A 15384-nucleotide genomic window follows, 5' to 3' on the forward strand; every position below is an offset into this window, starting at 1 on the left:
CGCGCCGGCGAACACGCCCACGCTGCGACCTCGTTGCGCACGCGGGTCCATTCCCGCCGACTCGAACGTCTCCCATGCGGCCTCCAGCAGCAGCCGCTGCTGCGGGTCCATGGCGAGCGCCTCACGCGGCGAGATCCCGAAGAGGCCCGCGTCGAACCCGGCCGCGTCATGGACGAACCCGCCCATGCCACCGGCCGCCTCGGCCACATCGGCCGGCCAGCCGCGGTCCGCCGGGAACACCGACATGCCGTCCGTCCCGCCGGCGACCAGGTCCCACAGCTCGTCCGGCGACGTCACACCGCCGGGATAGCGGCAGGCCATACCCACGATCGCGATCGGCTCGTCGGCCGCGCCCGCCCGGGCCGGCACCATTTCCGCGGGCCGGTCCGCGCCGAGAAGCTGGGCCTGGAGGTACTCCGCCAGCACTCGCGGCGTGGGGTAGTCGAACGCCAACGTCGCGGGCAGAGTCGTCCCGGTGTGCGAGGACAGCAGGTTGCGCAGTTCGATCGCCATCAGCGAGTCGAAGCCCAGGTCACGGAAGGCTCGCTCGGGTTCGACCGCCTGCGCGGCGGAGTGCCCCAGCACGCTCGAAGCCTGCTCCCGCACCAACTCCAGCAGCCTCTCCTGCTGCCGCTCCTGGGGCATCGACGTGAGTTCCTGACGCAGCGGCGACTCCGGGCCGGGAGCGCCGCCCGGGGCGGTGTCGGCCAGGGCGGCCGCCTCGGGCAGGTCGCTGAGCAGCGCGCTGCGCCGTGCCGAGGTGAAGGCGGGCAGGAAGGTGGGCCAGTCGACGTCGGCCACCGTCAGCGTGCCCGGTCCCGAGTCGATCGCCTGGGCCAGTGCCCGCATCGCGAGTTCCGGATCCAGTGCGTCGAGCCCACGCCGACGCAGGTACTCTTCCGTCTCGCCCTCGGTGGCCATGCCGGCCTTGGCCCAGGGGCCCCAGGCCAGGGATGTGCCGGGGAGTCCGCGGTCGTGGCGGTGTTGGATCCAGGCGTCGAGGAAGGCGTTGCCGGCTGCGTAGGCGGCCTGGCCGCCGCTGCCCCAGGTGGCGGCGATCGAGGAGAAGACGACGAAGAGGTCGATCGGCAGGTGGGCGGTGAGTTCGTCGAGATGCGCCGTGCCGGTGACCTTGCTCGCGAGCACCTTCCCCACGGCGTCCAGACCGGTGAGGTCCAGCTTCTCGGGAGTCCCGACGCCGGCGGCGTGCACGATGCCGGTCAGTGGTGTGTGAGTGGGGATGCGGGCGATGACTTCGGCGAGGGCGTCGCGGTCGGTGACGTCGCAGGCGGCGACGGTGACCTGGGTGCCGAGGCGGGCGAGTTCTTCGGTCAGGCCGTCGGGGGCGTTGCCGCTGCGGCTGGTGAGGACCAGGTGGGGGGTGCCGCGGTGGGCGAGCCAGCGGGCCACGACGGTGCCGAGGGCGCCGGTGCCGCCGGTGATCAGGACGGTCCCGGTGGGGGTCCACGGGGTGGTGGGCGGTGTGGTGGTCGGGGCGTGCAGGACGCGCCGGCCGTGGACCCCGGAGTCGCGGACGGCGACCTGGTCCTCGCGGCCGTCGGCGAGGACGCCGGCAAGGCGTGCTGCCGTGTTCGTGTCGGTTGTGGGGTGGGTGTCGGTTGTTGCGGGGAGGTCGATGAGGCCGCCCCAGACGTGGGGTGCTTCGAGTGCGGCGACGCGGCCCATGCCCCAGATGGTGGCCTGGGCCGGGTTGGTCAGCGGGTCCGATGCCGTGGTGGACACGGCGCCGCGGGTGGTCACCCACAGGGGGGCGGTGAGGTGGGTGTCGGTGAGTGCCTGGAGCAGGGTCAGCACGCCGGCGAGGGGTGCGGGGATGCCGTTGTGTGCGGGCTGGTTGGTGAGGGTGTCGGCGAGGAGCAGGATGCCGGACAGGTCGGGGGCCTGGGCGGCGAGGTGTTCGAGTGCCGCTTTCCGTTCGTGGCGTGTGGCCGTGGCGTTGTCGTGGGGGGTGTCGAGGGGGAGGGTGAGGACGGTGGCACCGGCTCCGGTGAGAGCGGCCGTGATGGTGGCGGTGGTGGTGGGGTCGCCGGTGGTGGCGAGGATCCATGTGCCGGTGAGGGTGGGTGTGGTGGGGAGGGTGGTGAGGGGTTTCCAGGCGACCTGGTAGCGCCAGGAGTCGATCACGGAGCGTTCGCGTCGGCGGCGTCGCCAGGTGGCGAGCACGGGCAGGACCTGGCCCAGGGAGGCCGGGGGTTCGGTGAGTTCGAGTTCGGTGGCCAGTTGCTGGAGGTCTTCGCGTTCGACCGCGTCCCAGAATCCGGTCTCGGCCACCTCGCCGCTGGTGGGTGCGGCGACGGGCTCGGGCCAGTACCGCTGTCGCTGGAAGGGGTAGGTGGGCAGGTCGACCGTCCGGCCGCCCCAGCCGGCGAACACCGCGCGCCAGTCGACCTCGACACCGCAGGTCCACAGTCGGCTCACGGCGGTCAGGACGGTGTCGCTCTCGTCGCGGTCCTTGCGCAGAACGGGGGCGCAGAGCATGTCGTCGGCGCCGGTCTGGGCCATGCCGGACAGCACACCGTCGGGGCCGAGTTCCAGGCAGCGGGTCACGCCCATGGCCGCGAGGGCGGTGACGCCGTCGGCGAAGCGGACCGTGCCACGGACCTGGTGCAGCCAGTACGCGGGCTGCTGCATGGCACCCGGCTCGGCAACGGCTCCGGTGAGGTTCGAGACGACCGGGATGTGTGCGGGGTGGAACGTCAGGCCGTTCAGGACGTTCGCGAACTCGTCCAGCATCGGTTCCATCAGGGCCGAGTGGAAGGCGTGCGACACCGACAGGACGTTGAACCGCAGGCCACGCTCGGCGCACTGGGCGGCGTAGTGTGCGATGGCTTCGGTGGTGCCGGAGAGGACGACGGAGTTGGGGCCGTTGACGGCGGCGATGTCGAGGCCGGACTCGGCGACGTCGGCTTCGGTGGCCTGGACGGCGAGCATGCCGCCGCCCGCGGGCAGCGCCTGCATCAGCCGGCTCCGCTCCGCCACCAGCACACACGCATCGTCCAGGTCCAGGATCCCCGCGACATGCGCCGCACTGATCTCACCCAGCGAGTGACCCAGCAACACATCCGGGCTCACGCCCCACGACTCCACCAGCCGGAACAGGCCGACTTCGAGCGCGAACAGCCCCGCCTGAGCCCACATCGTGCGGTCGAGGTCGGCGCCGTCGGTCAGAACCTCCCGCAGCGGGCGCTCCAGCCGGACATCAAGTCGGGCGCAGACGGCGTCGAACGCTTCGGCGAACACCGGGAACGCCTCGTAGAGCCCCAGGCCCATGCCCGCGCGCTGGGAGCCCTGGCCGGTGAACAGGAACGCGGTCTTGCCTTCGCCCGTGGTGCCTGTGGCGAGCACATCCCCATCGGCGGCCAGGACGGTGCGGTGTTCCAACGCTGCCCGGCTGGTCGCGAGCGACCAGGCCACGTCGACCCGGTCCAGTTCGGGCTGGTCGGCAACGAAGGTCCGAAGGCTGTCGATCTGTGCGCGTAGGGCGGTGTCGGACTTGGCCGAGACGAGCCACGGCACCGGTCCGGGGCGCGTTGCCGACGGTTCGGCGACTGCCACCGGCTCGGGCGCGGGTGCCTGTTCGAGGATGATGTGGGCGTTGGTTCCGCTGATGCCGAACGAGGAGACCGCAGCGCGGCGCGGACGGTCCACCGCAGGCCACGCGCGCTGCTCGGTGAGCAGCTCCACCGCACCGGCGGTCCAGTCGACCTGGGTCGACGGTTCGTCGATGTGGAGGGTTGCGGGCATCAGGCCGTGGCGCAGGGCCATGACCATCTTGATGACGCCGGCGACGCCGGCGGCGGCCTGGGTGTGGGCGATGTTGGACTTGACCGAGCCGATCCACAAAGGCTCGTGACCGGCGCGGTCTTGGCCGTAGGTCGCCAGCAGCGCCTGGGCCTCGATCGGGTCGCCGAGGCGCGTGCCGGTGCCGTGGGCCTCGACCACGTCGATGTCCGCACCGGTCAGGTCGGCGTTGGCCAGCGCCTGGCTGATGACCCGCTGCTGCGAGGGTCCGTTCGGCGCCGACAGGCCGTTGCTGGCGCCGTCCTGGTTGATGGCGCTGCCCCGCACGACGGCGAGGATCTTGTGTCCGTTGCGTTGGGCGTCCGAGAGTCGCTCCACCAGCAGCAGGCCGACGCCTTCGCCCCAGCCCATGCCGTCGGAGGAATCGGCGAACGACTTGCACCGGCCGTCGGACGCCAGCCCGCCCTGGCGGTCGAACTCGCCGAACACGCCGGGGTTGGCCATGACGGTCACGCCGCCGGCGAGCGCCATGTCGCACTCGCCCGTCCGCAGCGCCTGCGCCGCCAGGTGCAGGGCGACAAGCGACGACGAACACGCGGTGTCCACCGTCACCGCCGGGCCCTCCAGCCCGAAGGCGTAGGACACCCGGCCGGACATGACGCTGGTCGCGGTCCCGGTGAGCAGGTGTCCTTCCGCGCCCTGGGGGATCTGGGTTCCGGTGCCGTAGCCGGAGGTGGTGCCGCCGACGAACACGCCTGTGGCGGTGCCTGCGAGCGAGCGGGGATCAACTCCCGCCGCTTCGAAGGCCTCCCACGTGGTTTCCAGCAGCAGTCGTTGCTGGGGGTCCATGGCGAGGGCTTCGCGGGGGCTGATGCCGAACAGGTCGGCGTCGAACTCGTCGGCGTGGTCGAGGAACGCGCCCCGGCCGGCGATGCCCTCGGGCCAGCCACGGTCGGTGGGGAACGGCCCCACCGCGTCGCCCGCGTCGGCGACCAGGTCCCACAGGGACTGGGCCGAGGTCACCGAGCCGGGGAAGCGGCAGGCCATGCCGACGATCGCAACCGGCTCATCCACGGCCACCGACACCGGACGCGCCACCGACGGCGTCCCCGCTTCGGTACCGGAGAGTTCGGTGAGCAGGAAGTCGGTCAGGACGAGGGGGGTGGGGTGGTCGAAGACGAGGGTGGCCGGCAGCCTGAGTCCGGTGACCGACTGGAGACGGTTGCGGACCTCGACTGCCATCAGGGAGTCGAATCCGAGGTCGCGGAAGGCCCGGCCGGCTTCCACGGACTCCCCGTCCGCGTGCCCGAGGACGGCCGCGGCGTGGGTGCGCACGACGTCCAGCACCACCTGCCGGCGCTGCGCGGCCGCTGTCCCTGCGAGCTGCTGCCGCAGGTCGGCTGCTCCGCCGTCCTCCTCGAACGATGTCGGTGTGTCCGGGGTGGTGGCTTCGGGGAGGTCGGCGAGGAGTCGGCTGGGGCGGATGGCGGTGAACGAGGCTGTGAAGGTGGGCCAGTCGATGTCGGCGACGGTCAGTCCCGACTCCCCGGCGTCGACGGCTGCCGCGAGGGTGCGCATGGCGAGTTCGGGGTTCATCGGGGCCATGCCGCGTCGGCGCAGGAGCTGCTGGGTCTCACCCTGGACGGCCATACCGGCACCGTCCCAGGGGCCCCAGGCCACGGACGTGGCGGACAGGCCGCGTTCACGGCGCTCGGCCGCCCAGGCATCGAGGAACGCGTTCGCCGCGGCGTAGGCGCCCTGACCCGCACCACCCCACACTGCGGCGCCGGAAGAGAAGACGACGAACAGGTCGAGCGGAAGATCCGCGGTCAGGGCCTCCAGGTGTGCGACCCCGTCGATCTTCGCGCCGATCACCGCCGCCGTCGTGTCCCGGTCGGCGACCTCCAGCATCTGCGCATCCCCGACACCGGCCGCATGCACCACACCCGTGAGCGGAACATCTGCCGGAACACCGGCGATGACCTCGGCCAGCGCATCCCGGTCGGTCATGTCACAGGATGCGACCGTCACCCGTGCACCCAGTGCGGCGAGTTCCTCGACCAGACCATCCGGGGCTACACCGCGACGGCTGGTCAGCACCAGATGCGGCACACCCCGCCCCGCCAGCCACCGCGCAACCTCAGCGCCCAGCGCCCCGGTACCACCCGTGACCAGCACGGTTCCTGAGGGCTGCCATCCCTCGCCCGCCGCATCAGTCGCCGCTGCCCGGACCAAACGCCGGGCGTAGACACCGGAGCCACGCACAGCCGCCTGATCCTCACCAGCACCAGCACCGTCGGCGAGAATCGCGGCCAGGCGGCCGGACGCCTTCGCGTCCAGGGTCTCGGGCAGGTCGATCATGCCGCCCCAGCGCTGCGGGAACTCCAGCGCCGCGACCCGGCCCAGACCCCACACCGCGGCCTGCACCGGATCCAGCACCCGGTCCGACGCACCGACAGCGACCGCACCCCGCGTGAGCACCCACAACGGCGCGTCCACCCCGGCATCACCCAGCGCCTGCAACAGCACCGTCACCCGGGTGAGTTCATCCGCCACCACATCAGCAGTGCGGTCGGCCGAAGCCGCGCCGGCCGCCAGCACCACACCGCACACATCCGGCACGGCAGCGACCGCCCCGGCCAAGCCCGCACGGTCCACGACCTCATCCACCGACAAGCCCGCCACGACGGCACCCGCGCCGGTCAACGCCCCGGCCACGTCCGCAGCACTGTCGCCCACCACCAGCCAGGTACCCGACAGCAGTGCGGCAGAGGCCGTTTCGAGAGGCTTCCACACCACCTGGTAGCGCCAGGTGTCGATCACGGACCGCTGCCGGCGTTCCCGGCGCCACGAGGCGAGTGCCGGAACCACCGACCCGAGCAACTGCGGGGCTTCCGACAGCTGGAGCGTGCCCGCGAGTTCATCGAGGTCACCACGCTCCACGGCATCCCAGAACCGCGACTCGACCGGGTCCACCACCCCGCCCGCAGCCTGAACCGGCAGCGACGGGACGTCCAGCCAGTACCGCTCATGCTGGAAGGCGTATGTCGGCAAAGCTACATGGCGGCCGGTGAGCAGCGCGGACCAGTTCACGTCCACGCCGGTGGCCCATGCCTCGCCGAGGCTGGTCAGCAGGCGGCGCATGCCACCCTCACCGCGTCGCAGGGTACCCAGTGCCGTGGCGTCGGCCCCGGTCGCGTCGATGGTCTCCTCGACCCCGACGGTGAGTACGGGGTGGGCGCTGACCTCGACGAAGGTGCGCATCCCCTGTCCGAGGAGGGCACGGATCGCGGTCTCGAACTCGACCGTGGAGCGCAGGTTGTCGAACCAGTACCGGGCGTCGAGACCGCCGTCGACGGTCTCGCCGGTCAGGGTGGACAGCATCGGAACCGTGCCGGTGGCCGGAGTCAGCCCGGCCAGGTCGGCCAGGATCCGCTCCCGGAGCCGGTCCATCTCCGGCGAGTGCGACGCGTAGTCCACCGGAATGCGGCGCGTGCGGATGCCCTGGCGTTCGCACTCGGCCATGAACGCATCCAGCGCTCCGTCGTCGCCGGAGACGACAGTGGAGGACGGACCGTTCACCGCGGCCACCGATACCGTGCCCGGCATCAGGCCCTCGACCGCTTCCCGGCCGGCAGCCACGGACACCATGCCCCCACCACCGGCCACCGCCACCAAAGCCTGCGACCGCAAGGCCACCACCCGCGCCGCATCGTCCAGCGACAACCAGCCCGCCACACACGCCGCAGCGATCTCACCCTGCGAATGACCCACCACCGCAGACGGCACCACACCCGCCGAACGCCACACCTCCGCCAGGGACACCATCACCGCCCACAACACCGGCTGGACCACATCCACCCGGTCCACATCACCGTCCCGCAACAACACATCGGTCAACGACCAGTCGACGTACGGGGCGAGCGCCGTCTCGCACTCGGCCAGCCGCTCCCGGAACACGGGCGAGGTCTGCCACAACTCCCGCGCCATGCCCACCCACTGCGAGCCCTGACCCGGGAACACGAACACCACACCACCGGCACCCGTAACGGCCGACGTGGCCGCGGACAGCCCGGCCAGCAACTCCTCCCGGCCCTCCCCCACGACCACCGCACGATGCTCCAACGCGGCCCGCGTCGTCGCCAGCGACCAGCCCACGTCCACCGGGTCCAGCTCCGGCCGCTCCGCGACGAACGAGGCCAGCCGCTCCACCTGCGCCCGCAACGCGGCCTCGGACTTCGCCGACACCACCCACGCCGACACACCCGAAACCGAAACAGGAGAGACCGCAGCAGCTTCCCGAACCGAGGCCCCGACCGGGGCCTGCTCCAGGATCACGTGGGCGTTGGTACCGCTGATCCCGAAGGACGACACCGCCGCACGCCGCAGACGCTCCACCTCGGGCCAGGCCCGGGACTCGGTCAGCAGCTCCACCGCACCCGCCGACCAGTCCACCTCCGCCGACGGCTCGTCCACATGCAACGTCGCCGGCAGCACACCGTGCCGCAGCGCCATCACCATCTTGATCACACCCGCGACACCCGCGGCCGCCTGCGTGTGACCGATGTTCGACTTCACCGAACCCAGCCACAACGGCTCACCGGCCTCGCCCCGCTCCTGACCGTACGTCGCCAGCAGCGCCTGCGCCTCGATCGGATCCCCGAGACGCGTACCGGTGCCGTGTGCCTCGACCACGTCCACGTCCGCGCCGGTGAGCCGGGCATTCGCCAGCGCCTGACGGATCACCCGCTGCTGCGACGGACCGTTCGGCGCCGTCAGACCGTTCGACGCACCGTCCTGATTGATCGCACTGCCCCGCACCACCGCCAGCACCTGGTGCCCGTTGCGCTCCGCGTCCGACAACCGCTCCACGAGCAGCAGGCCGACGCCCTCGGACCAGCCGGTGCCGTCGGCCGCCGAGGAGAACGCCTTGCACCGGCCGTCGCCGGCCAGCCCGTCCTGCCGGTCGAACTCTGCGATCATGCCCGGCGTGACCATCACCGTGACACCACCGGCCAGTGCCATGTCACACTCGCCGGCGCGCAGCGCCTGCGTGGCCAGGTGCAGGGCCACCAGCGACGACGAACACGCCGTGTCCACCGTCACCGCCGGGCCCTCCAGCCCGAAGGAGTAGGCGATACGGCCGGAGATCACGCTGGTCGTGCTTCCTGTCACCTGGTGTCCGTCGGCGCCCTCGGGCAGCCGTGCGTTCATGCCGTACCCCGAGGAGGCCGCGCCGGCGAACACGCCGATGCTCCGGCCGCGCAGCGAACGGGGATCCATTCCCGCGGTCTCGAAGGTCTCCCACGCCGACTCGAGCGCCAGCCGCTGCTGGGGGTCCATGGCGACGGCCTCACGCGGCGAGATGCCGAACAGCTCGGCGTCGAAGCCGTCCGTGTCATGGACGAAGCCGCCCACCCCGGCGGATCGGCCCGCGAGATCGGCAGGCCAGCCGCGATCCGTCGGGAACGGCGACATGCCGTCTGCTCCGTCGGCGACCAGGTCCCACAAGTGCTCGGGCGACATGACCCCGCCGGGGAACCGGCAGGCCATGCCCACGATCGCGATCGGCTCGTCGGTTCCGGTCAGGGTGAGCCGGGGCTCCGGTTCTGCGGCGGTGTCCAACTCGCCGAAGAACTGCGCCAGCAGATGGTCACTGAGAACAGCCGGGGTGGGGTAGTCGAACGCGAGCGTCGCGGACAGCCGCAGGCCGGTGGCGGCAGTCAGCCGATTACGCAGTTCCACCGCGGTGAGCGAGTCGAAGCCCAGGTCCTTGAACGCCTGACGCTCACCGACCGCGTCGGTCGAACCGTGGCCCAGGACCGTCGCGGCGCTGCCGCGCACCAGCTCCAGCAGCAGCTGGTGCCGCTGGGCCTCGGGGACGGACCGCAGCCGCTGCACCAGCGCCAGACCGGCCACGGACTCCTGCGCGACCGCACGCCGCACCCGCCCGGTGACCAGCCCACGCAGCAGCGCGGGCACCTCACCCGCCGCACGCACCGCAGCAAGGTCAAGGCTGACCGGCACCAGGTGTGCCGCAGAGCGTCGCAGTGCGGTGTCGAAGAGGGCGAGCGCCTGCTCGGTGGCCAGCCCGCGCGCGAGCTGGTCCTCAAGATGACCGGTCATCGCACTGGCCTGCTGCCACATGTCCCAGCCCAGCGAGAGACCAGGCAGGCCCTCCGCACGCCGACGGACAGCGAGGGCGTCGAGGAAGGCATTCGCGGCCGCGTAGTTGGCCTGCCCCGGACTCCCGAACGTCGCCGACGCCGAGGAGTAGAGCACGAACATGGCGAGATCGCTGCCACGGGTCAGCTTGTCGAGGTTCGACGCGGCGGTGGCCTTGGCGCGCAGGACGGTGTCCAGGCGTTCCTGGGTCAGCCCGGTGAAGACACCGTCGTCGAGGACACCCGCCGCATGGACTACACCCGTCAGCGGAACCTCGGCGGGAATACCGGCGAGGACCGCCGCGAGGGCATCACGGTCGGCCGCGTCGCAGGCCACGATGCGTGCCTGCGCGCCGAGTTCGGCGAGTTCCGTGACGAGGTCGGCTGCGCCGGGGGCGTCGGGGCCCTGGCGGGACAGCAGGAGGAGGTTCCTCGTGCCGTGTTCGGTGGCGAGGTGGCGGGCGAGGAGGCCGCCGAGGGTTCCGGTGCCGCCGGTGATCAGTACGGTGCCGTCGGGGTTGGGGCGGACGGGGAGGGAGAGGACGTTCTTGCCGGTGTGCTTGGCCTGGGCCATGTGCCGCCAGGCGGTGACCGCTTCACGCACGTCCCACACGGTCAACGGCAGCGGTGCGAGCACACCCGCCTCGAACAGCGCGACGACCTCGGCCAGGATGCGGCCCATACCCTCCGGACCCGCATCCGACAGGTCGAAGGCGAAGTACGGGACGTCGAGGCCGGCCCGGACGTCGGCCTTGCCCATCTCGACGAACCGGCCGCCGGGGGCCAGCAGCCTCAGTGACGCGTCGACGTACTCGCCCGCAAGCGAGTTCAGCACGACGTCGACACCCCTGCCGCCGGTCGCGGTCCGGATCCGGTCTTCGAAGTTGAGATCGCGGGAGGACGCGATCCGTGAGGGATCCACGCCGGCGGCGACGACCGTGGGCCATTTGGCGGGGCTGGCGGTGGCATACACCTCCAGGCCCCAGTGACGGGCCAGTTGCACGGCGGCCATGCCGACACCACCGGCGGCCGCGTGGATCAGCACGGATTCACCGGCCTTGACCTGGGCCAAGTCCCGCAGCCCGTACCAGGCCGTCGCGAACACCACCGGCACCGCCGCCGCCTGCGCCCACGACCAACCCTCGGGCACCCGGACCACCTGCTTCCGGTCCGTCACCGCCTCAGCACCGAACGAACCGGTGAAGAAGCCGAATACCCGGTCCCCGACGTGAAGGTCCGCAACCTCCGGGCCCACCTCGACGACCACACCGGCCGCTTCCGCACCCATCTCGCCGGGCTCCGGATACATGCCGAGGCCCAGGAGCACGTCCCGGAAGTTCACACCCGCCGCACGGATCTCGACCCGCACCTGGCCGGACTCCAGAGGCAGCGAGCCGGCTGCCTCAAGGTGGAGGGACTCCAGCGTGCCGTCCGTCCCAGGCAGAAGGCGCCAGGTGTCGTCGGGGAGCACCAACCCGCTGCCTCCGGCGCGCATCAGGCGAGGCGCCAGCAGCACACCGTCACGGAGGGCGACCTGCGGCTCGTCGACACCGGCCAAGAGGGCCAGGTCGAGCTGTTCCTCAGATGCCGGGTCGGTGTCGACGAGCACGATCCGGTCCGGATGCTCCGACTGCGCCGAGCGCACCAGACCCCACACCGCCGCACCCACCGGGTCCACGACGTCCGCAGTGCCCACGGGCATCGCGCCCCGGGTCACGACCGCCAGACGAGAGCCGAACGTGCTCTCGTCCGACAGCCACGCCTGCACACCACGCAGCACCTCGCCGAGGACCTGCTCCACCGGACCGTCACCGGCCGGCAGCACCGTCCACGCCGTCTCACCGGAAGCACCGCCGGGCGGGAGCGCGACCCACTCGACCGTGAAGAGCGCGTCGTCCGCCGCGTTCCCGGACGCCGACAACTGCTCCGCCGACACCGCACGCGACACCAGCGAACGGACCACCGCGACCGGCGCACCCGTGCCGTCGGCCGCCTGAACCGTGATGCTCTCGCCCTCGGGACGGATCGCCACCCGCAGCACGGTCGCCCCGACCGCGAACAACTCCACACCCGACCACGCGAACGGCAACCGCGGCCCCGACTCCCCCGGCTCTCCGGACCTGCCCGAGCCCTGGGACAGGAGATTCGCCGGATGCAACGCGGCATCCAGCAGCGCCGGATGAATACCGAACGCGTCGACCTGCCCCACACCCGGCTCCGGCAACACCAGATCCGCATACACACCGGACGCGTCACGCCAGGCCGCCCGCACCCCCTGGAACACCGAACCGTAACCGAAGCCCACCCCGGCCAACGACTCGTAGAACCCGTCGACCTCCACCGCAACCGCACCCTGCGGAGGCCACACACTCAAACCGAACTCAGGCACCCGCGTCTGCGACACAGCGAGGAAGCCCGACGCATGCAACGTCCACTCCTCCGCGCCCTCGACACACCCATGGACATGCACCGGCCGGTCACCCGAAGCATCCGGGCCCTCGACCCGCACCTGAACCTGCACACCACCCGACTCCGGCAGCACCAACGGCGCCCGCAGCACCAGCTCCCGCAGCAGACCACAGCCCACCTCCTGCCCCGCCCGCAGCACCATCTCCACCAACGCCGCACCCGGCACCACGACCTGGTCCAGCACGACGTGGTCGCCGAGCCAGGGCTGTGCTCCGAGAGCGAGGCGGCCGGTCAGCACGACCGCATCCCCGTCGGCAAGGGCAACTGTGGCACCCAGCAGCGCGTGGCCCGCACTCGCCAGACCGACAGCGGCCAGATCCCCGGCGTTCATGTTCGGTCGCGGCCAGTACCGCTCGCCCTGGAAGGCATACGTCGGCAGGTCGACCGTCCGGCCGCCCCAGGCGGCGAACACCTTCGTCCAGTCGACTTCGGCACCGGTCGCCCACAGACGACCGGCCGCGGTCAGCGCGCTGCCGGCCTCGTCCCGGTCCTTGCGCAGGACAGGGATGAACTCCGCTTCGGCGGCCGTCTCCTGGGCCATGCCCGACAGCACACCGTCCGGGCCCAGTTCCACGTATCGCGTCACGCCCATCGCGTCGAGCGCCGCGACACCGTCGGCGAACCGGACCGCCTGCCGGACCTGGCTCAGCCAGTACCCCGGGTCCTGCATGGCACCCGGCTCGGCCACCGCACCCGTCACGTTCGACACGACAGGGATCTGCGCCGGGTGGAACGTGAGACCGGCAAGCACGGTCGCGAACTCGTCCAGCATCGGCTCCATCAGCGCCGAGTGGAACGCGTGCGACACCGACAGCACCCGGACCCGCAGGCCACGCTCCGCGCACTCCGCGGCACACCGCTCGACAGCCTCGACCGCGCCCGACAGGACGACGGAGTTCGGGCCGTTGACGGCGGCGACGTCGAGGCCGGAGCCGACGACCTCGTCTTCGGTGGCCTGGACGGCGAGCATGCCGCCGCCCGCGGGCAGCGCCTGCATCAGGCGGCCGCGTTCGGCGACCAGGATGCACGCGTCGTCGAGTTCGAGGATGCCCGCGACGTGCGCGGCGCTGATCTCACCGAGCGAGTGCCCGAGCAACACATCCGGGCTCACGCCCCACGACTCCACCAGCCGGAACAGCGCCACCTCAAGGGCGAACAGCCCCGCCTGCGCCCACACCGTCCGGTCCAGGTCCACGCCGTCGGTCAGAACCTCCCGCAGCGGGCGCTCCAGCCGGGCATCCATCCGCGCGCACACCGCGTCGAAGGCTTCGGCGAACACCGGGAACGCCTCGTACAGCCCCAGGCCCATGCCCGCACGCTGCGAACCCTGCCCCGTGAACAGGAACGCGGTCCGCCCCTCGGCCGCCACGCCCTCGGCGAGCGTCCCGCCCCCCGCCAGCACCGCACGATGCTCCAGCCCGGCACGGGTCGTCGCCAGCGACCACCCCACATCCACCGGATCCAGCTCCGGCCGCTCCGCCACGAACGACGTCAACCGCTCCGCCTGCGCCCGCAACGCAGCGTCCGACTTCGCCGACACCACCCACGGCACCTGACCCGGCGCCTGTCGCGGCGCGGCAACCGTCTCCCCCTCGACGACGGGCTCCGGAGCCTGCTCCAGAATCACATGCGCGTTCGTGCCACTGATCCCGAACGACGAGACACCCGCGCGCCGCGGGCGCTCCACCGAGGGCCAGTCCCGGGACTCCGTCAGCAGTTCCACCGCACCGGCCGACCAGTCCACCTGCGGCGACGGCTCGTCCACGTGCAGGGTGGCGGGCAGCACACCGTGCCGCATCGCCATGATCATCTTGATCAGGCCCGCGACACCCGCGGCCGCCTGCGTGTGGCCGATGTTGGACTTCACCGAGCCCAGCCACAGCGGCTCGCCGGCCTCGCCGCGCTCCTGGCCGTAGGTCGCCAGCAGCGCCTGCGCCTCGATCGGATCACCCAGCCGGGTGCCCGTCCCGTGCGCCTCCACGACATCCACGTCCGCACCCGTCAGCCGGGCATTCGCCAGCGCCTGGCGGATCACCCGCTGTTGCGACGGACCGTTCGGCGCCGTCAGACCGTTCGACGCACCGTCCTGGTTGACGGCAGTACCCCGCACCACGGCGAGGATCTTGTGCCCGTTGCGCTCGGCATCCGACAACCGCTCCAGCAGCAGCAGGCCGACGCCCTCGCCCCAGCCGGTGCCGTCGGCCCCCGCCGCGAACGCCTTGCATCGGCCGTCCGACGCCAGGCCGTCCTGCCGGTCGAACTCCACGAAGGCGGCCTGGGTGGACATCACCGTCACACCGCCGGCCAGGGCCAGTCCGCACTCTCCCGATCGCAGCGCACGCGACGCCAGGTGGAGCGCTACCAGCGACGACGAACACGCCGTGTCGACGGTGACGGCCGGGCCCTCCAGCCCGAACGCGTACGCCACGCGGCCGGAGATCACGCTGGCGCTGGCGCCGGTGGAGACGTATCCCTCCGCCTCGTCGGCGTTCAGCAGCGTTGCGTAGTCCTGGCCGTTCGTACCGACGTACACGCCGGTCCGGGTACGCCGCTGCGACCGCGGGTCGATCCCGGCGGACTCGAAGACCTCCCAGGCCGACTCCATGAGCAGTCGCTGCTGCGGGTCCATGGCGAGCGCCTCGCGCGGCGAGATCCCGAACATGGACGCGTCGAACCGGTCGGCGTCGTGGAGGAATCCGCCTTGGCGGACGAAGTCGCCCTCCTCGCTCCAGCCACGGTTGTCAGGGAAGTCGCCGATGCCGTCGACACCGTCGCGGACCAGCCGCCACAGGTCTTCCGGGGACCGGACCCCGCCGGGGAAGCGGCAGCTGACACCGACGACCGCGATCGGCTCGTGTTCGCGTTCCTCGACCTGGCGCAGCGAGCGCTGGGCTTGGCGCAGCTCCGTGGTCATCCACTTCAGCTGGTTGAGGAGCTGTGCTTCATCCGCCATGGCCGTTGTCCTTCACGGGATGTGTCTGAACGTTGT

1 protein-coding gene (cut by a window edge) is annotated in these 15384 nt (G+C 71.7%); it reads right to left on the reverse strand.

Features of this window, described 5'->3' with window-relative positions:
* Positions 1 to 15348, reverse strand: the beginning of a protein-coding gene (locus OG306_RS01800) for a type I polyketide synthase (RefSeq protein ID WP_371665059.1). Its footprint begins 16038 nt before the window's first position; only the first 15348 of its 31386 coding nucleotides appear in the window; the start codon lies at positions 15346 to 15348; its stop codon lies beyond the left edge, outside the window.
* Positions 15349 to 15384: the final 36 nt, after the last annotated feature.

It is taken from the genome of Streptomyces sp. NBC_01241, from assembly GCF_041435435.1.
Classification (GTDB): domain Bacteria; phylum Actinomycetota; class Actinomycetes; order Streptomycetales; family Streptomycetaceae; genus Streptomyces.